Origin of the sequence: Rhodococcus sp. NKCM2511 (genome assembly GCF_014905595.1) — a bacterium.
In the GTDB taxonomy this organism is placed as follows: Bacteria; Actinomycetota; Actinomycetes; order Mycobacteriales; family Mycobacteriaceae; genus Rhodococcoides; species Rhodococcoides fascians.
This window is the reverse complement of sequence record NZ_BNHJ02000004.1, coordinates 1-25,963: the sequence shown is the minus strand read 5'-3', so window position 1 is coordinate 25,963 and position 25,963 is coordinate 1. Positions and strand designations below refer to the sequence as shown.

At 65.4% G+C, this 25,963-nt stretch carries 28 protein-coding genes; 13 read left to right on the top strand and 15 right to left on the bottom strand.

The window, feature by feature from the left end:
• The first annotated feature begins 182 nt into the window (after positions 1–182).
• The 4 genes from JLZ96_RS22095 to JLZ96_RS22080 are packed head-to-tail and all read left to right on the top strand — an operon-like array spanning position 183 to position 4,265.
• The gene (locus JLZ96_RS22095; RefSeq protein ID WP_027498484.1) at positions 183–1,145 is read left to right on the top strand and encodes an ABC transporter ATP-binding protein; all 963 of its coding nucleotides are present in this window, start codon (positions 183–185) and stop codon (positions 1,143–1,145) included.
• A complete protein-coding gene (locus JLZ96_RS22090) occupies positions 1,145–1,915 on the top strand; it encodes an ABC transporter permease (RefSeq protein WP_027498483.1) in 771 nt (256 codons plus the stop codon). The genes JLZ96_RS22095 and JLZ96_RS22090 overlap by 1 nt, the downstream gene beginning before the upstream one ends.
• A 25-nt stretch (positions 1,916–1,940) precedes the next feature.
• Positions 1,941–3,407, top strand: a complete 1,467-nt coding sequence (locus JLZ96_RS22085) for a M28 family peptidase (RefSeq protein WP_027498482.1) — start codon at positions 1,941–1,943, stop codon at positions 3,405–3,407.
• A 36-nt stretch (positions 3,408–3,443) separates the two neighbouring features.
• Complete coding sequence (locus tag JLZ96_RS22080) at positions 3,444–4,265, top strand: adenylate/guanylate cyclase domain-containing protein (protein ID WP_201011276.1); 822 nt, start codon at positions 3,444–3,446, stop codon at positions 4,263–4,265.
• Here the strand turns inward: JLZ96_RS22080 and thiD are convergent.
• On the bottom strand, positions 4,227–5,081 hold the full coding sequence (gene thiD, locus JLZ96_RS22075) for a bifunctional hydroxymethylpyrimidine kinase/phosphomethylpyrimidine kinase (RefSeq protein ID WP_032374726.1): 855 nt from the start codon (positions 5,079–5,081) through the stop codon (positions 4,227–4,229). The two genes, JLZ96_RS22080 and thiD, sit on opposite strands and share 39 nt — an antisense overlap.
• 301 nt (positions 5,082–5,382) lie before the next feature.
• Here thiD and JLZ96_RS22070 point away from each other — a divergent pair, with 301 nt between their 5' ends.
• Together JLZ96_RS22070 and JLZ96_RS22065 are read left to right on the top strand one after the other, a co-directional pair.
• Entirely contained in the window at positions 5,383–5,709 is a 327-nt protein-coding gene (locus JLZ96_RS22070; protein WP_027498479.1) for a GNAT family N-acetyltransferase, read from the top strand.
• 114 nt (positions 5,710–5,823) lie between these two features.
• On the top strand, positions 5,824–6,180 hold the full coding sequence (locus tag JLZ96_RS22065) for a GNAT family N-acetyltransferase (protein ID WP_045840626.1): 357 nt from the start codon (positions 5,824–5,826) through the stop codon (positions 6,178–6,180).
• A gap of 16 nt (positions 6,181–6,196) precedes the next feature.
• On the opposite strand, the gene JLZ96_RS22060 is transcribed toward JLZ96_RS22065, so the two are convergent.
• Genes JLZ96_RS22060 through JLZ96_RS22050 form a run of 3 tightly spaced genes read right to left on the bottom strand, consistent with a single transcriptional unit; the run spans position 6,197 to position 8,591 of the window.
• Positions 6,197–6,997, bottom strand: a complete 801-nt coding sequence (locus tag JLZ96_RS22060) for an exodeoxyribonuclease III (RefSeq protein ID WP_201011275.1) — start codon at positions 6,995–6,997, stop codon at positions 6,197–6,199.
• 11 nt (positions 6,998–7,008) lie between these two features.
• A complete protein-coding gene (locus JLZ96_RS22055) occupies positions 7,009–7,953 on the bottom strand; it encodes a GNAT family N-acetyltransferase (RefSeq protein ID WP_201011388.1) in 945 nt (314 codons plus the stop codon).
• 35 nt (positions 7,954–7,988) lie between these two features.
• Positions 7,989–8,591 carry a peptide deformylase gene (locus JLZ96_RS22050; RefSeq protein WP_048316385.1) on the bottom strand — a complete coding sequence of 201 codons (603 nt, stop codon included), beginning with the start codon at positions 8,589–8,591 and terminating at the stop codon, positions 7,989–7,991.
• 295 nt (positions 8,592–8,886) lie between these two features.
• Here JLZ96_RS22050 and JLZ96_RS22045 point away from each other — a divergent pair, with 295 nt between their 5' ends.
• The 5 genes from JLZ96_RS22045 (at position 8,887) to JLZ96_RS22025 (ending at position 13,141) form a co-directional block, all read left to right on the top strand.
• Positions 8,887–9,222 (top strand): DUF3263 domain-containing protein, encoded by a 336-nt coding sequence (locus JLZ96_RS22045; RefSeq protein WP_032365130.1) that lies wholly within the window; start codon positions 8,887–8,889, stop codon positions 9,220–9,222.
• Positions 9,223–9,325: 103 nt separating this feature from the next.
• Positions 9,326–9,862 (top strand): LytR C-terminal domain-containing protein, encoded by a 537-nt coding sequence (locus JLZ96_RS22040; protein WP_228139287.1) that lies wholly within the window; start codon positions 9,326–9,328, stop codon positions 9,860–9,862.
• A gap of 96 nt (positions 9,863–9,958) precedes the next feature.
• Positions 9,959–10,681, top strand: coding sequence for a superoxide dismutase family protein (locus JLZ96_RS22035; RefSeq protein ID WP_032365131.1), 723 nt, complete (start codon positions 9,959–9,961; stop codon positions 10,679–10,681).
• 1 nt (position 10,682) lies between these two features.
• Positions 10,683–11,813 carry a glutamate--cysteine ligase gene (locus tag JLZ96_RS22030; protein WP_236254206.1) on the top strand — a complete coding sequence of 377 codons (1,131 nt, stop codon included), beginning with the start codon at positions 10,683–10,685 and terminating at the stop codon, positions 11,811–11,813.
• 38 nt (positions 11,814–11,851) lie between these two features.
• The gene (locus JLZ96_RS22025; protein ID WP_374758063.1) at positions 11,852–13,141 is read left to right on the top strand and encodes a DUF5933 domain-containing protein; all 1,290 of its coding nucleotides are present in this window, start codon (positions 11,852–11,854) and stop codon (positions 13,139–13,141) included.
• On the opposite strand, the gene mnhG is transcribed toward JLZ96_RS22025, so the two are convergent.
• Genes mnhG through JLZ96_RS21995 form a run of 6 tightly spaced genes read right to left on the bottom strand, consistent with a single transcriptional unit; the run spans position 13,107 to position 19,523 of the window.
• Entirely contained in the window at positions 13,107–13,445 is a 339-nt protein-coding gene (gene mnhG, locus JLZ96_RS22020; RefSeq protein ID WP_027498469.1) for a monovalent cation/H(+) antiporter subunit G, read from the bottom strand. The two genes, JLZ96_RS22025 and mnhG, sit on opposite strands and share 35 nt — an antisense overlap.
• A gap of 22 nt (positions 13,446–13,467) precedes the next feature.
• A complete protein-coding gene (locus JLZ96_RS22015) occupies positions 13,468–13,725 on the bottom strand; it encodes a monovalent cation/H+ antiporter complex subunit F (protein WP_027498468.1) in 258 nt (85 codons plus the stop codon).
• A complete protein-coding gene (locus JLZ96_RS22010; protein WP_236254218.1) occupies positions 13,722–14,363 on the bottom strand; it encodes a Na+/H+ antiporter subunit E in 642 nt (213 codons plus the stop codon). The genes JLZ96_RS22015 and JLZ96_RS22010 overlap by 4 nt, the downstream gene beginning before the upstream one ends.
• Before the next feature lie 2 nt (positions 14,364–14,365).
• Positions 14,366–16,009 (bottom strand): Na+/H+ antiporter subunit D, encoded by a 1,644-nt coding sequence (locus JLZ96_RS22005; RefSeq protein ID WP_201011273.1) that lies wholly within the window; start codon positions 16,007–16,009, stop codon positions 14,366–14,368.
• Positions 16,006–16,677, bottom strand: coding sequence for a Na(+)/H(+) antiporter subunit C (locus tag JLZ96_RS22000; protein ID WP_236254205.1), 672 nt, complete (start codon positions 16,675–16,677; stop codon positions 16,006–16,008). Before JLZ96_RS22000 ends, JLZ96_RS22005 begins: the two co-directional genes overlap by 4 nt.
• Positions 16,674–19,523, bottom strand: a complete 2,850-nt coding sequence (locus JLZ96_RS21995; RefSeq protein ID WP_201011272.1) for a Na+/H+ antiporter subunit A — start codon at positions 19,521–19,523, stop codon at positions 16,674–16,676. Before JLZ96_RS21995 ends, JLZ96_RS22000 begins: the two co-directional genes overlap by 4 nt.
• A 248-nt stretch (positions 19,524–19,771) precedes the next feature.
• Between JLZ96_RS21995 and JLZ96_RS21990 the strand changes: the two genes are divergently transcribed.
• Entirely contained in the window at positions 19,772–20,182 is a 411-nt protein-coding gene (locus JLZ96_RS21990; protein ID WP_027498464.1) for an NUDIX domain-containing protein, read from the top strand.
• Positions 20,183–20,242: 60 nt separating this feature from the next.
• Positions 20,243–20,995 (top strand): isocitrate lyase/phosphoenolpyruvate mutase family protein, encoded by a 753-nt coding sequence (locus tag JLZ96_RS21985; protein WP_027498463.1) that lies wholly within the window; start codon positions 20,243–20,245, stop codon positions 20,993–20,995.
• 57 nt (positions 20,996–21,052) lie between these two features.
• Here the strand turns inward: JLZ96_RS21985 and JLZ96_RS21980 are convergent, their stop codons facing one another.
• The 5 genes from JLZ96_RS21980 to JLZ96_RS21960 all read right to left on the bottom strand — a co-directional run bounded on the left by JLZ96_RS21980 (position 21,053) and on the right by JLZ96_RS21960 (position 25,800).
• Positions 21,053–23,239, bottom strand: coding sequence for an AAA family ATPase (locus JLZ96_RS21980; RefSeq protein WP_201011271.1), 2,187 nt, complete (start codon positions 23,237–23,239; stop codon positions 21,053–21,055).
• Positions 23,240–23,260: 21 nt separating this feature from the next.
• Positions 23,261–24,115, bottom strand: a complete 855-nt coding sequence (locus tag JLZ96_RS21975) for a phosphatidylcholine/phosphatidylserine synthase (protein ID WP_201011270.1) — start codon at positions 24,113–24,115, stop codon at positions 23,261–23,263.
• Between the two features lie 7 nt (positions 24,116–24,122).
• Positions 24,123–24,839: a phosphatidylserine decarboxylase gene (locus tag JLZ96_RS21970; protein WP_027498460.1), complete on the bottom strand. Its 717-nt coding sequence runs from the start codon at positions 24,837–24,839 to the stop codon at positions 24,123–24,125.
• A gap of 139 nt (positions 24,840–24,978) precedes the next feature.
• Positions 24,979–25,248 (bottom strand): GlsB/YeaQ/YmgE family stress response membrane protein, encoded by a 270-nt coding sequence (locus JLZ96_RS21965; RefSeq protein ID WP_027498459.1) that lies wholly within the window; start codon positions 25,246–25,248, stop codon positions 24,979–24,981.
• 87 nt (positions 25,249–25,335) lie between these two features.
• Positions 25,336–25,800, bottom strand: a complete 465-nt coding sequence (locus JLZ96_RS21960; RefSeq protein WP_027498458.1) for an SRPBCC family protein — start codon at positions 25,798–25,800, stop codon at positions 25,336–25,338.
• Positions 25,801–25,963: the final 163 nt, after the last annotated feature.

Sequence of the window (25,963 nt, the reverse complement as noted above, 5' to 3'; positions counted from 1 at the left end):
GGCGAAAATGAGGGCGAATCCCCGCGCATCTGGCAAACGCGCGCGCATTTGCGGCTGCGCTCAGGCGACCGCGTGCCCCAGCCAGGCCTCGGCTGTCTCAGGGTCTGTGTCATCCAAAAGGATGATGCAAGTCGCGACTGTGGGGCGATGTGGACACGCCGTCGATCGGGGACAGTTGTCCCATGATCGAAGTGACAGGACTGACCAAGCAGTACGGAGCGGTGACGGCGGTCGACAACCTCACCTTCACCATCAAACCCGGCATCGTGACCGGCTTTCTCGGACCGAACGGTGCGGGTAAGTCCACCACGATGCGAATGATTCTCGGGCTCGACCGCCCCACCTCGGGGACGGCGACCATCGAGGGCAAGAGCTACAGCCACCTGAAGCAGCCACTGCGTACCGTCGGCGCTCTGCTCGACGCCAAGTGGGTGCACCCCAACCGATCTGCGCGTGCGCACCTGGAATGGATGGCCGCGTCCAACGGCATCCCCAAGTCCCGCGTCGACGAGGTGCTGCGGCTGGTGGGCCTGTCCGAGGTAGCGAAGAAGAATGCGGGCGGATTCTCGCTCGGCATGTCGCAGCGGCTCGGTCTCGCCGGCGCTCTTCTCGGTGACCCCAAGGTGTTGTTGTTCGACGAGCCGGTCAACGGACTCGATCCCGAGGGCATCGTCTGGATCCGAAAGTTCATGCAGCGCTTGGCAGCCGAGGGCCGCACGGTCCTGGTGTCGAGCCACCTGCTCTCGGAGATGGCGCAGACGGCCGAACACCTCATCGTCATCGGACGCGGCAAGCTGATCTCGGATTCCTCGGTGCAGGAATTCATCGACCATGCCTCCGAGGCCTCGGTACGCGTGCGCAGCCCACAACTCGACGGCCTACGTCAGGTGCTGACCACCGCCGGCCTCACGGTGCGTGAGCCGGACAAGTCCGACGAACTGCAGCCCTCGCTCGTCGTGCTGAACTCCACCACCGACGCGATCGGCGACCTCGCCGGCCGGGCCGGAATCACATTGCACGAGTTGGCCTCTCAGCGCGGCTCGCTCGAGGAAGCATTCATGAAACTCACCGGAGACACAGTGCAATATCACGGCTCGGGAGCCGAAGACCAGAACACTCAGCAAGCAATGGGCGGTGCACTCTGATGGGCGTCTTGGCAGCAGAAAGAATCAAGTTCACCTCGACCAAGTCGCCGTGGTGGTGCAGCGCGATCGTGGTGGTCTTCGGCCTCGGGTTCGGAGCCATCCTGGGTTGGGCCGCAAAGACCGCCGTCGGCCCGGATGCGCCGGAAGGTCTGCCACCGACCACCGCATACGACGTCGTCGGCAGCGGCGTCGGCGGACTCGGCATCATGGTGCTGATGATCCTCGGTGCACTCACCGTCACCAGCGAATACCGCTTCGGCCTGATCCGAACCACGTTCCAGGCGATCACCAACCGGGCCTCGGTGCTCGGTGCGAAGGCACTGATCGTCGGCGTGTACGGGGCAGTGCTGTCGTTGGTTCTCGCCTTCGGCGCGTTGTTCCTGGCCAAATCCATCGCCGGTGAGGAAGCCGGCGCATTGCTGAGCTTCGACGTCGACGGCACCTGGCGCGTCGTCTACGGCACCGCAATTCTGGCGTTCGTGCAGATCGTTCTGGCCGTTGCCGTGGGTGCGCTGATTCGCCAGTCCGCCGGTGCCATCGCCGTGTTGTTGTTGTGGCCGTTGCTCATCGAGAACCTCGTCGGGATCATCCCGAAGGTCGGCGAGAAGATTCAGCCGTTCCTGCCGTTCAAGAACGCCGACCATTTCCTCGGCGGATCCGCGGGAACGGACTTCCACTGGGGACCCGTCGGCAGCCTGATCTACTTCGTCGTCTTCACCGCGGTGATCTTCGGAGTGGCAGTGTTCGTCGTCAATCGCCGGGACGCCTGACACCTGCCTGGGTAGGGTGTCCGCTATGCGGATTTCCTTGCTTGCAGGTAGCGCCGTCACTGTCCTGATTCTGGCCGGTTGCTCGTCCTCCTCCGGTACGGGGGACGAGGAACCGGCCAGAGTTTTCGCGACACCCGACGGGGCCGGACTGTCGGAAGCGGTCACCGAGGATGCCCTCGTCGGGCACCTGCAGGAATTAGAGGACATCGCCGCCGCGCACGACGGTAACCGCGCGGCCGGGACTGCCGGATACGACGCGAGTGTCGATTACGTTGTCTCCCAACTGGAATCGGCCGGATTCGACGTCACCACTCCCGAATTCGATTTCGACACCTTCGAGGCGCAGACGCAAACCCTCTCGCTCGCGGGCACCGAGATTCCGGTGTTCGCGCTCAGCTACTCGCCCACCACGTCCGCCGAGGGGATCACCGCACGCGTCGTCGGCGCTCCCGCCGGGGCAGACGGGTGCGAGGCAACCGATTACGCCGGTCTCGACCTGACGGGAGCGGTGGCAGTCGTGCCGCGAGGGGTGTGCCCGTTCGGTGCGAAGCAGACCGTCGCCGCCGAATTGGGTGCGGCAGCAGCGATCATCGTCAACAACGAACCCGGACCACTGGATTCGGGAACGCTCGGTGATTCCGAGACCGCGAAGATTCCGACCGGCGGTGTCAGCCAGGAGGACGGGGCAGCGGTCCTCGCGGCCCCCGATGTCACGTTGACGCTCGTCACGACGACCGAGTCGACCACGAGCCGCAACATCATCGCGCAGACCACCACTGGCTCGACCGAGAACGTGGTGGTCGCGGGCGCCCACCTCGACAGCGTCCCCGAGGGCCCGGGCATCAACGACAACGGCACCGGCACCTCCGCCGTGCTCGAGACTGCTCTGCAGATGGGCAGTGCGCCCGAGGTGACCAACGCGGTCCGGTTCGCATTCTGGGGTGCCGAGGAGAACGGGCTCGTCGGTTCGACCAAGTACGTCGAGGGCCTGTCCGACGAGGACAAGCGAAACATCGCGCTGTACTTGAACTTCGACATGATCGGCTCGCACAACCCCGGCTACCTCGCCTACGACGGCGACGACTCCGACCAGGTCGGTGAGCCCGCGGGACCGGCCGGATCCGACGCCATCGAGCGCACGTTCGTCGAGCATTTGGCGGCCGACGGTATCGCCGTCGACGGTACGGATTTCGACGGTCGATCCGACTACGGGCCGTTCATCGAGGTCGGCATCCCCGCAGGCGGCGTCTTCAGCGGCGCGGACGAGAACAAGACCGCCGAGCAGGCCGCGAAGTGGGGTGGCACGGCCGATCAGACGTTCGACGAGAATTACCACACCGATCAGGACACCCTGGCGAACGTCGACCGCGCGGCGCTGGCGAAGAACGGTGCCGCCGTGGCATACGGCATCGGTGTCTACGCGCAGTCGGTGGAAGGCCCCAACGGAGTACCGGTCGGGGCTGCGCGCGAGGCCGCACGCGCCGAAGGGTAGGGGAAGTATGTGTAACCGTGAGTTACGCTCGATGCTGTGAACGCAGTCGTCGCCTCGGTGGTGGAGTGGGTCCGCACCACCAACCGAGCGCCCACCGTCGTCGGGGCGGTTCGGCGTGTGCGTCGCGCATTACCCGGTGACCCCACGTTCGGTGATCCGCTGTCGATCGACGGTCCGGGACGCGCACTGGCCGTCGCGCGGGTGGCGGATCGGTTCCTGGCAGCGAACGGACTCGACGACGAACCGGGTGCCTCCCGCGAACTCGGCCTCGGTGCCCTGCAGGTGTGGCAGGCCATCCTCGAGCGAGCCGGTCGGGGCCGCGGCGACGAGGACGTCACGATCGTCTTCACAGATCTCGTCGGGTTCTCGTCGTGGTCGCTGCGCGCGGGCGATACCGCCACATTGACGTTGCTCCGCAAAGTCTCCAAAGCCGTCGAACCCGAGGTCGTGTTCCGCGGTGGCCACGTCGTGAAAAGACTGGGCGACGGCATCATGGCCGTGTTCGCCGATGCGGGCAAAGCCGTCGACGCCGTGTTCGCGGCGCGCGAGGCCCTCACCAGTGTGAACGTCGACGGCTACACCCCGACGATGCGCGTCGGAATCCATACCGGAAGCCCGCGTCAGGTCGGTTCCGACTGGCTCGGTGTCGACGTCACCGTCGCAGCGCGGGTCATGCAGACCGGCGGAAACGGCAACATCATGATCTCGGCCGCCGCACTCGACGCCGTGTCACCGGAGGTGCTCGACGCGTTGCACGTAGTCGCCAAGCCCTATCGGCGCAGTTTCTTCGCGCCGAAGATCAAGGGCGCACCCGACGACCTACGCATTCTCCGACTCGTGCAGTCGCCACAGCGGTGACACCGGGCCGTGGCCCGCACCGAGGTCGTAGGACGCGGCGAGGCAACGGGTGACCCATTCCTTGCCGAACGCCACCGCGTCGGGCATCGAGTATCCGTGGGCCAGCGCCGACGCGATCGAGGCCGCGAGGGTGTCGCCGCCGCCGTGATCGTTGCCGGTGTCGATGCGTTCGCTGGTGAATTCGAGGAAGGTGTCGCCGTCGAACAGTAGATCGGTGCTGTGGGTCGAGGTGCGGAGGTGACCGCCCTTGACCAGGGCCCATTGCGCGCCCAATCCGTGCAGCGCCTCGGCGGCGCGACGCGCGCCGGCGTCATCGACGACATCGATGCCGGTGATCAACCGAACCTCGTCGAGGTTGGGAGTCACCAGCGAGGCGATGGGAAACAGCGTGTGCCGGATGGCGTCGAGCGCCTCGGCGTGCAGTAGGGGGTCACCGTGCATGGACGCGCACACCGGGTCGACGACGAGCGGAACCGGGTGGTCGCGGCCGATACCCACCTCGGTGCACACGGCCGTGACCGCCTCGATGATCGCGGTGGACGCCAGCATCCCGGTCTTCGCTGCGCCGACGCCGATGTCCGATACCACCGAGCGAACCTGAGCCGCGACGATCTCCGGCGGGATCTCGTGGAAGCCCGTCACGCCGACGGTGTTCTGGACCGTCACCGCCGCGACGGCAACACATGCGTGCACGCCCAACATGGCCATCGTGCGACTGTCCGCCTGGATTCCGGCACCGCCGCCGGAGTCGGTTCCGGCGATCGTCAGCGCGCGGACGGGAGTCTCGCCGTTGGGCGTGAGCGGTAGGAACTTCACGAGAGACGACAGTACCGGCGGGCCGCGATCGGCAGGGTCTCGGCAGGCGAGACGCCGGAGGTGAATGTTGGTGAAAACATGGTGACACTTTGAATGTTGTTGTATCACAACGCCGCACGGGGACACTTATGAGCTGTACCAGCATCCGGTTCGGGATCGATGGACAAACCTACGCATCCGAAGGTTTGTTGGTAGAAAAGGTGACAGACCCACCTCGCGCATGTTTAATAGTGGTGCACGTCACATACCGTCTCGGTTCCGAAGTTCCTCCACCACTCCACACCCAGCAAAGGAGGCGTCCATGCTTGCGAGTTCTCCCAGTGCTGATGTCTCGATCAACAAAGACCAGAATCGCTTCGAGCTTCGACTGAACGGCGACCTCGTCGGCATCGTCGGATTCTTCGAAGTCGAAGGAAACGGAGCCCGTGCGACACGCACGCATGTCGTCTCCTTCATGCACACCGTCGTCACCGAGGACTTCGGTCATCAAGGCTTGGCCGGCATTCTGGTTCGCCGCGCCCTCGACAGCGCGCGGTCCTACGGCTGGAAGGTCAAGCCGGTCTGCACCTACGTCCAGCGCTTCGCGGCAGCCAACCCCGAGTACAACGACATGCTCGTCGCTCTCTGAGTACTCGCACTGCCCGGCCGGTCACACCAGGGCTGGTTACGTAGAGGACTCGACTCGGCGTCGATCGGTGCACTTTCCCCGCGACACTCGAGCAACTCTGGTCTCATAAGTGACATGAGTCACATCATTCACCGCCGTTCCGACGCGGCGATTCCGGTCGAGCGCCCCTCGGTCCGCATCGAAGACAACGCCGATCACAACAGATTCGATCTGTTCGTCGACGACGATCTCGTCGGCATCCTCGGCTATCGGTTCGGCGACGGCGACGACGCAGCCGGCGACGAATCGGTCGTCGCGCTGATGCACACGGTCGTCAAAGAGGAATACGGCGACCGCGGCTGGGCAGGGGTGCTCGTTCGCGCATCGCTGAACACCGCGCGCGACCGCGACTGGCGCATCGTGCCGATCTGCACCTACGTCCGTCGCTACCTGGCGCAGCACCCGGAGTTCTTGGACCTGGTCGTCGAATAGCAGAGACGACCGCGGCTCAGTCGATCTCCACGATCACCGGCGCATGATCGCTGGCTCCCTTGCCCTTGCGCTCCTCGCGATCGATCGATGCGCCGGTCACGCGAGCCGTCAGGGCAGGTGAGGTCAACGCCATGTCGATACGCAGACCTTGTTTCTTCGGAAATCTCAGCTGGGTGTAGTCCCAGTACGTGAACGTCCTGGGCTCGGGAGTGAACTGCCGCGTCACCTCGGTGAAACCGGCCTCGGAGAATGCCGCGAACGCATCACGCTCCGGCTGCGAGGTGTGAGTCTTGCCCTCGAACAGGGCGGGATCCCACACGTCGTCGTCGGTGGGAGCGATGTTCCAGTCGCCGACGAGCGCGATCTGCGCCTGCGGGTCCGCCGCCACCCACGCCTGCGCGTCGGCCTTCAGTGCCGCGAGCCACTCGAGCTTGTAGGTGTAGTGCGGATCGGCAAGCTCGCGGCCGTTCGGCACGTACAGGCTCCAGATACGCACCCCGTTGCAGGTCGCTCCGATGGCGCGGGCTTCGTCTGCGGCCTCGACCTCGGGATCCTTGCTGAACCCGGGCTGGTCCTCGAAGCCGACCTGCACGTCGTCCAAGCCGACGCGCGACGCGATCGCCACGCCGTTCCACTGGCTGAGCCCGACGTGGGCAACCTCGTAGCCGATCTCGGTGAATCGCTCGTACGGAAACTGTGCGTCCTTGCACTTGGTTTCCTGCATCGCCAGCACGTCGATGTCGGATCGCTGCAACCAATCGACGATTCGATCCTGCCGAGAGCGGACGGAGTTCACATTCCAGGTAGCAAAGCGCACGGGAAGGAACCCTATAGAACGCGTCCGACAGGCTCGCGGCCGATCGTGTCGTCCGGGCGCGCGTAGCGATAGCGGTGATGCTCGCCGAATCCCAGATCGCGGTAGAGCGCCTGGGCATCGGTGTTGTCGACGGCCACCTGAAGGTATGCGTGCGTGGCGCCGTTCTCGCGTCCCCACCGCACCAACTCACCGCACATCAGCGTGCCGAGACCGTTGCGGCGATGCTCGGTGGACACCCAGAGCGAGGTCAAGCCCACCCACGACCGACCGTCCGGGGCCGCGGTGACGGCCGCTCGGCCCACTGCGATCGATCCGACTCCTGCGTTCCCGATCGCGCCGAAACCGAGAGTTCCGTTGCGCACCGCCGAGACCACCTCGGCAGCACCCGTCGTCGCCTCTCGGCCTTGGTAGCGCAGAGAACTCAACCAGTCGGCGGTCGGTTCGGGAGTGACTGTGACAGGCCAGTCGCCCTCGCGCAGAACGAGATTCGAGATATCCGCCGCCATGACGACGGTCTCGTTGAACGTCGACCAACCGGCCGGTGCGGTCGCGAGACGGTCGGGGAGGGCGAGGATCGGCGTCAGTCCTCGTGCGTCGTATCGGGCGGCGATCGCGGCCACCGTCTCGGAATCTGCTGCTGCGCCGGGCTCGAGAGGCACCGCCGAATTGGCGCGCCCGGTGAAGCCGTGCCCGAAACGCAACTGCCAGCCGGTGATCCACTCCTGTTCGACCCCCGGCCACCCGTCTGCCGCGGCCGCCTCCAGAGCCCGAATCTCCGAGGTGCGAACAGGTTTGGGGCCCAACGGCTTCAGGGCCACTATGCGATCGGCGGCCACCTGGACCAGAGCGCCGTCCTTGGCGCGGACCGACACCGCGACCGCGTCGGCCGACACCAATTCCCCGATGACGTCCGTCATCGGGTGGGTGTGGCCGGGTGGCAGTCGGTACCGCAGCATCACCCGCGTCCCCGGCGGAACGGTCACGGCAGCGATCAGTCCTCGTCCTCGTCGTCGTGGCCGAAGGGGTCGTCGACGGTGCCCGGCACCCAGCTGAGGCCGGGGACGCCCCACCCGGAGCGCTTGATCGCCTTCTTCGCCGCTCGCGCGTGGCGACCGATGAGCACATCGGTGTAGAGGAAGCCGTCGAGGTGACCCACCTCGTGCTGCAACATCCGGGCGAAGAACCCGCGGCCCTCGATGTCCACCGCATCGCCGTTGGCGTCGGTACCGGTCACTCGCGCCCAGTCGGCCCGACCGGTGGGGTATTGCTCACCGGGGACCGAGAGGCACCCCTCGTCGTCATCGTCGGGGTCGGGCATCGTCTCGGGAATCTCGGACGTCTCGAGCACCGGGTTGACGACCTCTCCGCGGCGGCGAAAAACCTTGCCGTCCGCGCCCTGGTCGGGGCAGTCGTAGATGAACAGACGCTTACCGACGCCCACCTGGTTCGCCGCCAGTCCGACGCCGTTGGCAGCCGCCAACGTCTCGTACATGTCGGCGATCAGCTCGGCGAGCTCGGCCGGCGACTCGGTGACGGGATCGGTCGCAGTGTGGAGCACCGGATCGCCGACGATCCGGATGGGAAGAATTGCCATGGTCGACAAGGATAGTGGGTGACGCCCGGCCCACCCACCGGCCCGTCGGGAGCGGAGCCGGTGGACGAGTGTCGCACCGACGGTTCGGTCGTCGACGAACACGCCACGCGCGAGTACCTCGCGGGAGCCGGGTCCGGGCGGTCGAACGTGGTTGAATGATCCCCGAAGTACAACTGTGTAATTCGCTCGAAGTTCGGTCGGTACTCGTACGGGTGCCGGCAGCACTGGGGGAAGCAGATTTCCTCGGGGTCGGTTGTCGCACGGGCCCAGGGGAGTCGAGAAGTCGAGGAGTGGGATGGACGGCGCAGCAGCGCGTGACTCGAACCAGTCTCAGCAACCGGGATCGGACGGCTCTCACGATCCGAACGAAGTCGGTGCGGACGGCTTGAGCCGACGAGAGCACGACATCCTGTCCTTCGAGCGCCAGTGGTGGAAGTACGCCGGGGCCAAGGAAGAGGCGATCAAGGAACTGTTCTCCATGTCGGCAACCCGCTACTACCAGATCCTCAACGCGTTGGTGGATCGTCCCGAAGCCCTTGCCGCAGACCCGATGCTGGTCAAGCGACTGCGCCGTCTGCGTGCGAGCAGGCAGAAGGCCCGCGCCGCACGTCGGCTCGGTTTCGACGTCTGAGCCCCCGCGCCGGGTTTCGACTCTGCCGAGAGATGTTGCTCCGTGGGGAAGGTGCAAGCTCCGTCGAAAAGGTCTCGGTCGACGGTCGGCTAGGGTCGAGTACGTGAGCAGCCCCAACCCGGAACAGACCGGGCCACCCCTCCGTGCCCTGGCCATGGTGCTGATCTCGCTCGCGATCCTGTTCGCAGCGATCGGTGCACTGTCTCTGACCGGCTCCGATTCCGAGGATGCCGCCGCAGAGGCGCCCGCTGCCGCGACGACGACGGCTGCCGCTCCGGTGGCCCAAGCTCCCGGTACCCAAGCTCCCGCCGCGCAGGCTCCTGCCGCGTCGTCGACCACGTCCTCCGCGGCAACCACCTCTCGCGCCGCCGCCGATGTCGAGGTGCGCGTGCTCAACAACTCCAACGTCTCCGGGCTCGCCGCCGGCACTGCGAGCACACTCACCGCCGAGGGCTGGACGGTCGCCGAGACCGGCAACTTCAGCGAAGCCCAGTTCGCCCAGACCGCGGTGTACTACGGCACCGACACCGGTGAGCAGCAGGCAGCGCAGACGATCGCCACCCAACTCGGCATTCCGGCCGAGCCCAAACCGAGTTCACTCGAATCCACCGCGGGTGTCGTCGTCATCGTGACGCAGTAACTCGCCGGCATGACAACCTGTCCGGTTCGGCCGAATCGGTCGGCACGTTATGATTTTGCAAGCCCTTCACCCTGCCCGAAAGAGGAGCACTCTTCGATGGACCTGTTCAAGCGACGCACTGCTGCGACCCGCTCTTTGCGTTACGTGGCCCCGGTCCTCGCGATCGCCGCTCTCGGGCTCTCCGCCTGCAGCAACGGCGAGGTCGCGTCCGACACACCCGGCACGGTGCCGCCGGTGTGGACCGGTGAAGCAGACCCGTCCGCGGCCGCAGTCGCCGGTGACGGTCGGGCAGAGAGTGGCTCGGAAGGCAGCTCCGAGAACATGATCGAGGGCGTGCTCCGCAACGCGTCCGGTGCCGAGGTGGGCACCGTGTCGTTCGCGTCGGAGGGCGAGAAGCTCACCGTCACGGCCGAGGTCGAGAACATGACGCCGGGCTTCCACGGCTTCCACGTCCACACCGTCGGTGCCTGCGAGCCGAACTCGGTGGCACCTACCGGCGGTGAGCCGGGCAACTTCCTCTCTGCGGGTGGTCACCTGCAGGTCGACGGACGCACCGAACACCCCTCCAGCGGAGACCTGTCGTCGATCCAGGTGGGCGAGGACGGCACGGGCCGCCTGGTCACCACCACCGATGCGATCACGCTGGACGACCTGCGCGCCGGTGGTGCCGGAACGTCGGTCATCGTGCACGAGGGCGCAGACAACTTCGCCAACATCCCGCCGCGCTACACGTTGCCCGACGGTGCTGCGGTACCCGACATGGCGACCCTGATGACCGGTGATGCCGGTGCTCGGGCGGCGTGCGCGGTACTGAAGTAGTTTGAACGCTCCCCGGATCGACTTCGCGAGTTCTCCGCAACCCACGCTCGGCGTGGAGTGGGAAATCGCGCTGGTCGACAAGAGCACGCGGGATCTCGTCAACTCCGCCGAGGCAGTCATGGACGGCGTTCGTGACCTCGCCGGAGACACCCCTCGGGTGACGAAGGAACTGCTGCGCAACACCGTCGAACTCGTCACCGGAGTGTGCGAGAACGTCGGGGAGGCCATGGAGGACCTCGGCGGCTCGTTGGACCTGGTGCGCCGAGCCGCGGATCCTCTGGGGATCGATCTGTTCTCGGCCGGGACGCACCCGTTCGCGGAATGGTCGACGCAGCAGCTGACCAGCTCCCCGAGCTACGACGAGCTCATCGCGCGTACCCAGTGGTGGGGCCGACAGATGCTCATCTGGGGCGTACACGTCCACGTCGGGGTGTCCTCTCCCGACAAGGTCTTTCCCATCCTCAACTCGTTGCTGCTGCAATACCCGCATCTGTTGGCGCTGTCGGCGTCGTCGCCGATCTGGGCGGGCAACGACACCGGATACGCCAGCAACCGAGCACTGATGTTTCAGCAGTTGCCGACGGCCGGTCTGCCGTTTCAGTTCGACGACTGGTCGCAGTTCGAGGGATTCGTTCGTGATCAGCTCAAGACCGGCGTCATCGAGCAGCTCGGAGGCATGCACTGGGTCATCCGCCCGGCTCCGAAGTGGGGAACCATCGAGGTTCGGGTGTGCGACGGCGCATCGACCAAGCGTGAACTCGCGGCCCTCGTCGCGTTGACGCACTGCCTGATCGTGCATCTCGACGAACGACTCGAAGCAGGCGAGACCCTGCCGACGATCCCGCCGTGGCACGTCCAGGAGAACAAGTGGCGAGCTGCCCGGTACGGCCTCGACGCCGAGATCATTCTCGACGCCGACAGCAACGAGCGGCTGGTCACCGATGATCTGCACGACTTACTGGAGAAGTTGACTCCGACGGCGGTCCGGTTGAATTGCGTCGACGAGCTTGCCGCGGTGGCCGACATTCCCCGCCTCGGTGCCTCGTATCAACGCCAGCGTGCAGTGGCCGCGAAATCCGGCGGCGATCTACGTGCCGTCGTGGAGTCGTTGGTCACCGATCTCCAATCGTGACCCTCTGTATTTAATTTTGTGTTCACTCAGCGTTTACGATCAACGGCGTGCTGCAGGGGGACGTCGAGAGCGTCGAGGTCGATGCGACACGTGAGGACTCTGTTCGTCCTCTGATCGTCGGTGCCGTCCTTGTCGCAGCGTTTCTGCTGACGCTGCAGGTCGTCGCGTGGAAATGGAACTTCCCCGGCCCGCTGCCGAGCATGTGGAACGACATGTTCGGAACACCGAAGTCGATGTCGCTGCCGTGGGCGGCGCTCGTCCTGGCCACGGTAGGTCTGAACAACTCCACCCGCCTGCGCGTACTGGCCGTCGCTGCTGCGCTCGACGCCGTTGTACTGGGCGGCCGGTATCTGTTCGACGTGCCGCTGACCGTCGGGAACGGGCCGTCGCTGGTGCTGGTCGCGCTCGCGTTCCATGTCGTCCGGCGGCATGACGCTCGGGCGATGCGCGGCGTCGCCCTCGGCGCACTGTTGCTGCTCGCGACCAAGGCCGGCGATGCCTGGTTGCACATCACGACCTTGGTCCGGCCCTACGTTCTCGACGAATACGCATACGCCGCCGATCATGCGCTGGGAAATCCGTCCTGGGTGCTCGGCAGCATTCTGGACCGACTCGGCCCGGTCGCCGAGGGAACGCTGCACTGGATCTACATTCAGCTCCCCGTCGCGGCGATCATTGTTGCGCTGTACCAACTGCGTGGGGTCGCCGCGGGCTCAGCGTGGCCGAGACACTTCCTGTTCCGCACGTTCCTGCTCATCGGACTCGTCGGACCGGTGTTCTACCTGCTGTTCCCGGTGGTGGGCCCGATGTTCGCGTTCGAGTCGTGGCCGACGCAGTCGGTTCCGCTCTTGGGCAGCCTCGGCGAGATCCCGTTCGACTCGCAGACGCCGCGCAACTGCATGCCGAGCCTGCACACCGCGTGGGCTCTGAGCATCTTCATCCATTCCCGACGCGGCCCCTGGTGGCTGCGCACCGGCGGCACACTGTGGCTGTTGGGAACACTGGCTGCGACGCTCGGATTCGGTTACCACTACGGCGTCGACCTGGTGGCGGGCGCGGTCCTGTGCCTCACCATCGAATCGTTGCTGCGCGACCCGGAACGGGGATGGGACCGCGACCGGATCACGCTGGTGACCTACGGTTGCGTCGCGATGGCCGCCCTACTGCTGAGCTACCGCTACCTCGCCGAGGAATTCGCCGCGAACCCACTGGTGTTCGGTCCGCTCGTGCTCGGAATCCTGATCGGTATGGCGTTCGGATTCCATACCGCGTTCTTCGCCGATCGCTCGCGCTTCACTGATCGGGTTCGTTCGGTTCCATCTCGTTGACGATGAGCAGGCCGTCGCGCCCGCGCTGTTCCCGGTAGGCGACGCGTCCCACGGTGTGCGCAATCACCGGAGCAGTGACGAGAGTGAAGATGCCGACCAGCACCAGCATCCAGATGTCGACATTGCCGCGCAGGCTGATGATCGCGCCGACCAACACCATGATCAACCCGACCACCTGCGGCTTGGTGGCCGCGTGCATGCGCGAGAGCGTGTCGGGGAAACGCACGATGCCCACGGCGGCCGTGAAGGCGAACAGCGCTCCCAACAGGATGAAGACAGAAGCTATCCACTGGGCTGCGGTCATCGTTCGCCCCTCACTGTGTCGTTCATTCGTCCCTCACTCTGAACCGTGCGATGCTGACCGACCCGACGAAGCTGACCAGGGACAGCGCAACGATGGCAGGCACCAGCGTGGTGTCGCGGCTGTAGACGGCCCACACACCGAGCCCACACATCGACACGGCAAGGATGGTGTCCATCGCGACCAAGCGGTCCAACGTGCTCGGGCCGTCGAGCAACCGGAATGCGGTGAGGATCGCGGCGGCGATCAGCAGCGCGCCTGCGATCGCCAGTACGACGGTCACGACCAGTCCCCCTTCCTCTTGTCGTCGGTCCTCTTGTCGTCGCGCGGGGTATCGAGATCGCCCGATTCGGGATCGTCGCCCAGAACCCCGTGGTACTGCTCGTACTCCTGGTAGTGCAGGGGGCTCGGCTTCCAATCGGAGTCGCGCTCGAATCCCGCGATGAACAGCTTCTCGAGGTTCCGAACGTACGTGTAGAACCCGTCGACTGCCTTCTGCGTGCCCATGTCCAGCACATGCACGTACAACAGGCGTCGGGTGCGATCGATCTCGAGGACCATCGTTCCCGGAACGAGATTCATCGCGTCGACGAAGAGCGTGAGCACCAGATCGGACTTGATGGCGATGCGGCAGCGCAGCACGCCGGTGACCGGCGGTGCCTTCGGACGGATCGCCAACCACGCCACACTGACACTGGATTCGGCTGCGTAATAAAGGAATACGACTGCAAGCTTGACGAGCGAGAACACGTGGATGCGTCCCTCGACCGGCACCCGCGGCAACGGCAACAGCACCATGATGAGCAGTCCGACCGCGAGGCCACCGAGGATATTGGCAGCAGAGACGTTGCCCCACAACAGAACCCAGATAGCCGTCAGCCATGCCAGAGTCCAGATTCGCAGCAGGAAGGAACGGTTCATCTTCATCGGGTGCCCTCCTCGTCTGCGCGTGCCTGTTCGTAGGCCTGATCGCCGACGAACTCGGCTCCCCGCACGGCGTCGATGTACACCGAGCGATCCCGCAGATCCGCCGCCGCCCGATCGCTGATGTCGATGATGCGCCCGGCGAACACCGTCATCGCCAAACCGACGACGGCGAGGCCGATCGTCGGGATCAACATGAAGGCGGGCATCCGGCCCACATCCTCGCGGTCACCGAACTGGATGTCCGAGGAATCGTCGAGCAGGGCAGAGGGGCTGTTGTCCGCGAGGTCGCCTTCCGGTGCGTCGGCGCGGGCTCGCCAGAACGCCTTGGTCCAGACACGAGCAACCACGTAGAGAGTCAGCAGGCTGGTGACGGTGCCGCCGGCCACGAGCAACCAGGCCAGTACGCTGCCCTGGTCGCTGCCGGCCTGCAGCAGGGCGACCTTGCCGATGAACCCCGAGAACGGCGGAATACCACCGAGATTGAGGGCCGGCACCAGGAAGACGATGGCCAGCACCGGGCTGGCCGCGGCCAATCCTCCGAGCCGTCGCAGTGACGACGAACCGGCCTGACGTTCGATCAGGCCGACGACGAGGAACAGTGTCGTCTGCACCAGAATGTGGTGGGCCACATAGTAGATCGAGCCGGACAGTCCCGATTGAGTCGACAGCGCGACGCCGAAGATCATGTAACCGATGTGGCTGACCAGAGTGAACGACAGCAGTCGTTTGATGTCGCTCTGTGCGATGGAGCCGAGGATGCCGACGAGCATCGTCAGCAGGCCGCAGACCATCAGCACGTTGTCGAGTGAGCCGTCCGGGAATAGCAGCGTGTGCGCGCGAATGATCGCGTAGACACCGACTTTCGTCAGCAAGCCGGCGAACACCGCGGTGACCGGAGCCGGGGCCGTGGGGTACGAGTCGGGCAGCCACGTGGACAGCGGGAACACCGCGGCCTTGATGCCGAACGCAACGAGCAGCACCGCGAAGATGGCCGTACGAGTGCCGGACGGGATGTCGTCCATCCGCACGGCGATGTGGGCCAAGTTCAGTGTTCCGGTGGCGCCGTAGACCAGTGCGATGCCGATCAGGAAGATCAGCGAGGAGACCATCGAGACCATCACGTAGGACACGCCGGCGCGGACCCGGTCGGCACTCGCACCGAGCGTCAGCAACACGAACGAGGCGGCGAGCAGTACCTCGAAGCCGACGAACAGATTGAACAGATCGCCGGCGAGAAACGCGTTGCAGACGCCTGCGGTCAAGGCCAGATAGGTGGGCAGGAAGATCGAGACGGGCTGATTCTCACTGCCGTCGCGAATACCCTGGCCGATCGAGTACACCATGACGGCCAGCAACACGATCGACGAGACGACGAGCATCATCGCCGACAGCCGGTCCACCACCAGCGAAATGCCCAAGGGTGAATCCCAGCCACCGACCTGCAGCGCGCTGGTCCCATCGCGATCGGCGAGGTAGAGCATCATCGACGAAATCGCGACCACCGCGGTCAGCGCGGCGAGAGTGATGAAACGCTGCGCGCGGGGGCGACGTCCCAACACCAGCGTCAAGGCCGCGGCGAGCATCGGGATGAGCACGGGCAGCGGCGTCAGGGCATCGATCACGCCCGGGGAGATCGTCACTTGTCGTCTCCCTTCGTGTCGTCGGAGCTGGTGTCGTCGGTGCTGGAGTCGTCAGTGCTGGGGTGCTCCGGTCGGCTGTCGTCTTTCTCGGCCGTGTCGAGTCCGTCGAGACCGCGGAGCTGGGGGTTGTCGTCGTCGTTGTCGAAGTCGCCGTCGTGCAGATCCTCGTAGCACTCCAGGTCTTCGAGGTTCCTGATCTGCTCGAGCGGAATCGGATTGCCCTTCGAGTCGAAAGCGTCTCCGCCGAAGCTCGGCTCACCGGTGACCGGGTCGTCGGAACGGTCGCGGTCCGGTGCTTCGGCCATCGAACGGCGCTGGGAGACCTTGGTGTCCTCGGGGTCGTTCTCGAGGTCGTCCTTGGTGTTGAGCGTGAACGATCGATACGCCAGCGCGAGCACGAAGGCGGCGATACCCATGGTGATGACGATCGCCGTCAGGATCATGGCCTGAGCCAGCGGATCGGCCATGTTCTGGTGCAGCGAGTTGTCTCGACCGACGATAGGCGGGGTACCTGCCGGGCCACCGACGGTGAGCAGCAACAGATTGACTCCGTTGCCGAACAGCAGCAGACCGAGCAGCATCTTGGTGATGCTGCGTTCGAGCAGCAGGTACACACCCGATGCGACGAGAACGCCGACGATGACGAGCATTCCGACATCTGCGGTCATCGGGCACTCACTCGGCCTTGGCTCTGCATTTCCACCTGTGCGTCGAGACGCGCGCCGAGACTGCGGAGCACGTCGAGTACCAACCCGACCACGATGAGATAGACACCGAGGTCGAAGAACAATGCGGTGACCAGCTTGATGTCACCGAGAATCGGCAGTGTCACTTCCAACGTCGCCGACGACAGTGCCGGAGCGCCGAGGAACATCGACGCCACCGCCGTGCCGGCCGCGAAGATCAACCCGAGACCCAGGATCTTGCCTGCGTCGATCGGGACCGCTTCACCGAGCTCGTACCGGCCGCCGGCGAGATACCGCAGCACCAGCGCGAGGCCCGCCGTCAGACCACCGGCGAAACCGCCACCGGGGGCATTGTGCCCGGAGAAGAAGAAGTAGATCGACAGCACCATGATCGTCGGGAAGATCAACCGCGTCGTGACTTCGAGAATCAACGAACGATGCCGCGGATCGATCAGATCGCCGCCGAGCAGCCACGTCGTCTCCGCCGCGTCGTTCGTGTCCGACGACGAGGCGGGGGCGTCGGACACCCGCGGAGCGCTGCCGAACCGGCGGTTGCGGAACACCAGGCTGGCCACGCCGGTCGCGGCGACGAGGAGTACGCAGATTTCGCCGAGCGTGTCCCAGGCGCGGATGTCGACGAGGATGACGTTGACGATGTTCTTCCCGTCGCCGAGCTCGTACGCGGCCTCGGGGAACTGCAGTGAGACCGGCGCGGCACTGCGGGCGTTCATCGCGAACGCGCCGAGCACGCTGACGGTCGCTCCGACGGCGACGGCGAGTGCGGCGCGGGGGCCACGCGAACCAGCCGAGCCCCGGTCGTCGACCTCGGCGGGCAGTTTGCGCAGTACCAGGACGAACACCACGAGGGTCAGCGTCTCGACGAGGAACTGAGTCAGGGCGAGGTCGGGAGCACCGTGGATAGCGAAGATGACGCCGCAGCCGTATCCGGTGAGTCCGACGAGGATGACGCTGGCCAGACGGTTGCGCATCACTGTTGCGCCGAGGCCACCCGCGATCATGATTACTCCGATGACCAACTGCAGCGGGGTGTTCCAGAGGGTGTACTCCAGGCCTGGCTTCTGCCCGACGAGCAACACGATGATCGGCAGCAGCACCAGCGTCAGCAGGATCGTGCCCTGAGTGAGGGGGAGCGAACCGCGCTGCGTGGTGCCGGTGAGGCGGATGGACAGGGTGTCCATGAACTTGAGCACGTTGTCGTAGATGCGGTCTGCGTTACCGAGCGGGGGATGCTCGAACTTGAGCCGGTTGACCACGCGGTGAGCGATGAACAGCCCCACACCGCCGGTGACTACGACGACCGTCAGCGCCAACGGCAGGTTGAACCCGTGCCACAACGCCAGGTGGTAAGGCTCCTGCCCGTACGACGGCAGGGTTCGGGCGTAGGGACTGACGATGTGGTCGACGACCGAGGACGTGAATCCGGCGATCAGACCCAGAACGGCGAGGAACGCGGGCGCGGCGAGGAACAAAGCGGAGGGTGCATGCATTGCTCTGACGGACGGGCTCGGACGCTTGAGCTGTTTGCGGGCGAACGCGCCCCAGACGAACCGAATGCTGTAGGTGACCGTCAGAATCGAGCCGATCACCAGGCCCGCGACGACGACCGCGGCGACCGTGGGGTCGAGCGTCGGAGTGCTGATCACGGCCGACAGGGCTGTTTCCTTGCCGACGAAGCCGATCATCGGTGGTAGTCCGGCCATGCTGGCCGCGGCCAGCGCTGCAATGGCGGCGAGCCACGGTGCCTTCTTGCCCAGGTGGGCGAGCTTGCGAATGTCTCGGGTGCCGGTGGTGTGGTCGATGATGCCGACCACCATGAACAGCGTGGCCTTGAACATCGCGTGCGCGATCACCATCGTCAGGCCGGCCAGCATGGCCTTCTCGGATCCGATGCCGACCAGGACCATCAGGAAGCCCAGCTGGCTGACCGTGCCGAACGCCAGAATGAGTTTGAGGTCGAAGGCACGGAGTGCTCTCCAGCCGGCCAGAATCATCGACAGCAATCCGAGGCTGATGACCGTGGCGCGCCACGGACCGGAGTCCGCGAAACCCGGAGCGAGGCGCGCGACCAGGTAGATACCGGCCTTGACCATCGCGGCGGCGTGCAGGTAACCACTGACCGGCGTCGGCGCGGCCATGGCACCGGGCAGCCAGAAGTGCATCGGCACGATGGCCGATTTGCTCAGTGCGCCGATGAGGATCAACACGATCGCCACTCCGGGCAGCCAGCCGCCCGGGGCGTTCGCGACGACGTCGGACAGGTTGTACGACCCAGCGGCCTGGCCGAGGACGATGATGCCCACCAGCATCGCCAGACCACCTGCGGTGGTGACGAGCAGAGCCTGCGTCGCGGCGCGCCTGCTCGATGCGCGTTCTGCATAGTGGCCGACCAGCAGGAACGACAACACCGTCGTGATTTCCCAGAAGATGTAGAGCACAAGCATGTTGTCGCTGGTGATCAGGCCGAACATGGCTCCGGAGAACGCGACCATCTCGGCGGCGAACAGGCCCAGCCTGGGCTCGTCGTCCTCGAAGTAGCGCGCGCAGTACAGCAGGATCAGCGAACCGATGCCCAGAACGAGCAACGACATGATGGCGGCGAGCGAATCGAAGCGCATGTCGATGTCCATCGACAGGCCGGGAACCCATTCGATGTGCAGCTTCTGGTCGGTGTTCCAGTTGCCGAACACCCAGATCAGGCTGAGCAGTGGCACCAGGGCCAAAGGGAAGAATGCAGTACGTCCCCACCACCGGACGAGAAGCGGCGCGAGCAGCGCGGCGGCGGCGTGCGCAAGAAGAATAGCGAGCAAAAATCACTCCGTCGTCTCGGTCGCCTCGGCTTTCGGGCCGGAGCGGTGGTCGTAGGGCGGCGATGAGTAGGGTCGTGAAATTGTGTGTGAAATCGACCTGGGTCTCCGAAGACTCGGTCTTTGAGAAATAACGAACCGACCACCGAACGGTGGCGGGCACGTTTGTCGGTTTCCATCCTACTTTGCGTGGTCGACGGCGTGCCATGCGGTACAAACCGGACGTTTCCGATAGAGAGAGTCGATCGTCGATGAGTGAACCGAGACCCATTCGCACCGCCGGTCTTGCCTACGTTCGCCACCGCCGCATGCTTCAGACGCGGTCGACGGGCAAATCTGCCTTCTACATGGCCGGCGGCAAGATCGATCCCGGCGAGTCGCCCGAGCAGGCGCTGCACCGCGAGATCAGGGAAGAACTCGACGCCGCGGTCATCGACGTTCGGCTGCTCGGAGTGTTCGAGTGCCAGGCCTGGGGCCATCCGATGGGCACCCCGCTCGAGATCACGTGTTTTCTCGCCGATCTTGCCGACGAGCCGACGCCGACCAGCGAGATCGCCGAGATTCGGTACTTCACTCGCGACGAGTACGCCGCCATGCCCGATGTCGCCCCGGGGTCGTTGATGGTGTTCGACCGAATGAAGGCCCTCGATTTGATCGACTGAAGCGCGTATGTTGGATGTGGGAGAACGTACGTTCTCCACAACCGCCGCGAAGGAGTCTCCATGACCGACCTGTCCCAGAAGGCCACCACCCTGCTCGAGCTGCACCAGCCGGGCAACCCGGTCGTCCTGCCGACCGTATGGGACGCCTGGTCCGCCAACCTCGCCGTGTCCGCCGGCTTCACTGCACTGACCGTCGGCAGCCACCCCGTCTCCGACTCGATCGGCAAGCCGGACAACGAGGGCATCACCTTCGACGAACTGCTCACCCGCATCTCCCAGATCTCCGCCGCCGTGGACGCACCGCTCTCGGTCGACATCGAGTCCGGCTACGGAGAAGACCCCAAGCGCCTGATCGACGGACTGATCTCCGCCGGAGCCGTCGGCCTCAACATCGAGGACACCGTCCACAGCGAGGGCGGCCGACTTCGTGAAGCGCAGGAACACGCCGACTTCGTCGGAGCCCTGCGCGCGGCATCCGACGCCACTGACGTCCACGTCGTCATCAACGCCCGCACCGACCTGTTCGTCAAGCAGATCGGTGACGAGAACGATCGCGTCGACCGCGCCATCGCACGCCTGAAACTGGCCGCCGCTGCCGGTGCCGACTCGCTCTACCCCGTCGGCTTCCACAACGACGCCGACTACAAGCGTCTCGCCGAAGAACTCCCGCTGCCCATCAACGCCATCGCCAACCCCGCCGAGGGCGACCTCTCGCACTTCGCTTCGCTCGGCGTCGGTCGCATCAGCTTCGGCCCGATCTTCCAGATGGTGCTCGCCAAGCGCGCCGAAGAAGTTCTGGCCCGCTGGAAGTAAGTGCTGCGCAGTGGTGTGGTTATGTGCCGCGGAGGGCGCATAACCACACCACTGCCGCTAGGCACTCCCGTAAGCCCGCAGATGCGCCACCTGCTCGGGATCGAGTGACGGTTTGACCGTCGCCCGAGCGGTGGCGACATCGTCGGCGGTGACGTCTGCTGCGTCCATCGACCGACGCATCGCCGTCAGTGCGGCCTCGCGCAGCAGGGCCGCGCAGTCCGCGGCGGAGTAGCCGTCGAGATCGCGTGCGAGGGCTTCGAGATCGACATCCTCGGCGAGCGGGATCGACTTGCCCGACGCCTTCAGGATGTCCACTCGCGCGTCGGCATCCGGCGGCGGGACGAAGACCAGGCGCTCGAGCCTGCCGGGCCGCAGTAGAGCCGGATCGATCAGATCGGGCCGGTTCGTTGCGCCGAGAACGACGACGTCGCGCAGTGGTTCGACGCCGTCGAGCTCGGTCAGCAGTGCCGCGACCACTCGGTCGCCGACACCGGAATCCGAACTCTGCCCGCGACGCGGTACGAGGGCGTCTACTTCGTCGAGAAAGATGAGCGAGGGGGCGGAGTCTCGGGCGCGCTGAAACAGTTCGCGCACAGCCTTTTCCGAGGACCCGACCCACTTGTCCATGAGTTCCGCGCCCTTGACCGAGTGCACGCTGAGCTGGCCCGAACTGGCCAGGGCGCGCACCAGAAACGTCTTGCCGCATCCGGGTGGGCCGTACAGCAGAACTCCGCGCGGCGGCTCGATGCCCAAGCGCGCGAACGAATCCGGATGACGCAGCGGCCACAGTACGGCCTCGGTCAGGGCCTGCTTGGTCTCGACCATGTCTCCCACGTCCTCGAGGGAGAGGCTGCCGATCGCCAATTCCTCGGCACCCGAGCGCGACAACGGTCGAATCACCTGCAGCGCACCGATCAGGTCGTCGTGCATCAGTGAGGCGGCCGTCGCATCGTTCGATGCCCGCGCAGCGGCTCGCAGCGCAGCTTCGCGCACCAGGGCAGCGAGATCCGCGACGACGAAACCCGGTGTCCGTGAAGCTATTTCGACGAGGTCGACGTCATCCTGTGGAACCTTCTTCAGTAGATGCTCCAGTAACGCTCTGCGACCGGCGGCATCGGGGAGAGTGAGGGTCAGCTCGCGATCGCACAGATCCTGCCCGCGTAATCTGGCGTCGGTGGCCTCGGGATGTGCCGTCGTCACGATCAGTGCGAAGCCGGGAGTGTCGACGGCCCGGCGCAGCACATCGAGGACGAACGTCGACGCAGGCTCCGGATCGGACGGCAGCAACGCGTCGACATCGGTGATCAGCAGCACCCCCGAGCCGGTCAGTTCGTCCACCGCAGCAGTGACGCGTTCGACGCGAGCCGATGCCTCCAATGCGCCGATCGACGGCCCGTCAAGCACGACGCATCGCCGTTCGCCGATGACGGCGCGTGCCAACGTCGTCTTGCCAACTCCGCCGGGGCCGGTGATCAGCACACCCAGATGCGGAGATGCGCCGAGGGTGGCGAGCAGTTCCGACTCGTCGAGCGCCAGTCGTAGCCACTCGGTGAGTTTGGCCTGTGCAGTGCTCACACCCACCAGGTCGGCTGCGCTTACGCGTGGCGGGGCCGCAGCTCCGGGCGTCGGAACCGATGTGGCCGAGGCCGATTCGGGTGATCCCGACGCGACTGTGCCGCGTCCCCAGCTCACCGCAGAATTGGGTTGCACGCTCACGGGACCGCCGGAGGGTTCGACGGCCGAGACCGTCAACAGTTCGGTCGTCCACGCCACCCCGAACGTTCGCGACAGTGCCTGCGTGGCCGTCGACGTCGATGTGCCGGGCCCCAGATCGCGGGGGAGGAGCGACACGGTGTCGCCCACGGTGAGGACCTTGCCGAGTAGCGCTTGGCGCAGGGTGGTGTCGGAAATGGAACCGGTGGCCAGGGCGGACCCGGTTACCGTGACGGTTCTCGCCCCGTAGACCGTCACGGGAGCGACTGCCACAGAGGCATTTTCGCGTAGTCCGGCGTTGGAGAGCGTGACGTCGTCGAGCAGCGCGGTACCCTGCGGGATTCCGCTGGGAGCCTCGGCAACCACCGCAGCCGTACGCCGAGAACCGATGAGCGAGACGGCATCCCATTCCCGCAGACCGAGCGCCGCCAAGACCTCGGGATGGAGCCGGACGACGCCTCGCCTGGCGTCGGCGGCCGAGGTGTTCAATCGGGTGGTGAGAACGAGCTCGGGGGTTCGGGATTCGGTCACACGTCCAACCTAATGGGGTCGTCAGCTGCGCGGTCGGCGAAGTCCCAGACGCGCCTGCGACCGGCGCGCGTTGCCGGGAGACCGTCGAATGGCGCGGCGTTCCGCGCGACGCTCGGCCGGCTTCGCATCCCACGTATACGGGCGTGCAGCCGTCCAGCGCTGCGAGCGCACCGCGAACGGAATGTGCACGAGGTAGGCGAACACCAATCCCATCAGCAGGACCAGCGGGAAGGTGATGAGCGCGGCAGCGAGCAGCGCGACCATCACCAGCAAACCGGCAGCCAAGCGCGGTGGCACCGAGACCGTCTTGAGCGCGAGAGTGGGGATGGTGCTGACGATCAGACCTGCGGTGAGGATCGACCAGCCGGCGACGACGTAGAACGAGGCCCACCAGCCGTCGCCGAATTCCTCGAACGCAGCGATCGGGGCGAGCGCGATGAGTGCACCTGCGGGTGCGGGGACCCCGGTGAAGAACTCGCGGGCGTACGCCGGGGTGTCGTCCTCGTCGAGCAGGGTGTTGAACCGGGCGAGTCGGAGCACGATACTCACGGCGTACACCAGTGCGACGATCCAACCGCCACTACTGCCCTCGAGCAGAGTCACGTAGAGCACCAAGGCGGGCGCGACGCCGAACGAGATTGCATCGGACAGAGAATCCAGTTCGGCACCGATCTTGCTGGTGGCGTCGAGCAGACGAGCGATGCGGCCGTCCAGTGCGTCGAGGATCGCAGCGGCACCGATCATCGCGAGTGCGGTTCCGAGTTGACCGTCGAGAGCGAACTTGACCGCCGACAACCCGGAGCACAACGCGAGAATGGTGACGACCGACGGAAGCAGACGGATAGCAGCAGGCGGCTTGGCGCGTCTGGTGATCATGTCGTTTCTACTGGGGGAGCTCGGCGAGTACCGTCTCGGCACCGACTGCTCGTTGGCCGCGTTCGACGAGCAGCGTCGTACCGGCCGGGAAGTAGGTGTCGACGCGGGAGCCGAATCGGATCAGGCCGTACGTGTCGCCGATGGAGAGCACGTCTCCGACCTTCGCGTTGTTGACGATGCGTCGAGCGATGAGACCGGCGATCTGCACCACGCCGACGTGGTGACCGGAATCGGTCTCGATGTGCATGCTGTTGCGTTCGTTGACCTCACTGGCCTCGGCCAGGTCGGCGGACTTGAATTGGCCGCGGCGGTGTACGACCTCGACCACGCGTCCGCCGACGGGAACACGCTGCACGTGCACGTCCAGAACGGACAGGAAGATGCTCACTCGCGGCACGGGCTGTGCACCGAGATCGAGCTCGGCGGGCGGGACGGCGGTGTCGACGAGGGTGACCAAACCGTCGGCGGGAGCGACGACGACGCCGGGGCGGTTCGGCGGCACCCGCGACGGGTGGCGGAAGAAGGTAGCGCAGGCTCCTGCGGCGACGAGCCCGGCATTGCGGACCCACTTCGACCGACGGCCGAGCACTGCGACGGCCAGGGGACCACCGACGAAGGGCAGTCCGGCGGGGTGTAGCGGTGGAACCGTTTCGCGAACCAGGTCGACGATGTGAGCCACTCCCGTGCGGGGTGGTTGATCAATCGGGGCGGGACGGCGTGCCACGGTCTCCTCTTACTGTCGGGCGAGCTCGGATGCGGGCAGGGATTGGACGCCGGGAGCTGATCGGACGGCGAACAAAACGACTGCCGGGGCCCTCACAGAGTACGTGAGCGGCCCCGGCAGTCGGGAAGTGCGAGTGAAATCAGACGCGGCTGCGACCGGTCACGAGCTTGACCAGGAACAGCAGGATGCATGCACCGAGGATGCAGGTGATGAAGCTGAAGATCAGGCCGCCACCTTCGACGTCGACGCCGAAGACCTTGAGCAGGTAACCGCCGATGAGGCCGCCGATGATGCCGACGACGATGTTCAGGATGATGCCCATCTGAGCATCGGTCTTCATGATCTTGCTGCCGATCCAGCCTGCGAGCCCGCCGATGATGATCCAGCCGATGATTCCGAGACCCAACATGTGTTGCCCCCACTTTCCGTGTGTTCGATTGCTTGTCGAAACCATGGATGCCCAGGGGCAACAAACCTGAAACCTTCCTGAGAAAAGTTATTTTCGGCTCGACTTTTCGCTTTCGGTCTTGATTCGTCGGAGCGTGCTGTTCATGCCTTCGACCAGCTCGACATCGAACTCGTCGATCCCGCCGAGGATCCGCTTGACCAGCAACGACGACACGGCCGAGGTGCCGCTGGGGGCTTCCCGCTTCTCGACGACGGTGGTTCCGGTTGCCGTCGGAGTGAGCGTGTACGACCAGATCGTCTTGTTCTCGACGATGCGGAACGCCAGTGCCTTGTTCGGCTCGAAGGTGACGACCTTGGCGCTGGTCGGCCACACGAGCAGGCCCTTGCGGTTGATGTTGAGCGTCCGGGTGCCCTTGCCGACGGGTCCGCCGAAGACCTTCATCTTCTTGCACTGCGGACTCCACTCGCCCATGCGCTGTAGGTCCGAGACGACCGACCACACGGCCTGCGGACTGGCATCGATGTCGATCGTGGCTTCGAGGGTCTTGCTCAACGTGGGCCTCCGGGTTGTAGGAATAGCTGCAACTGATCGTCACACCAATCGTGTGCATCCTATGTGGCCGTGACCACACTCGGCCACCATGTGAGTGGAACCTCGTGACGGGTTCACGTGGTCGTCGCAACGAGCAGTCGTTTGTTGTACTCCTCGAGTGGAG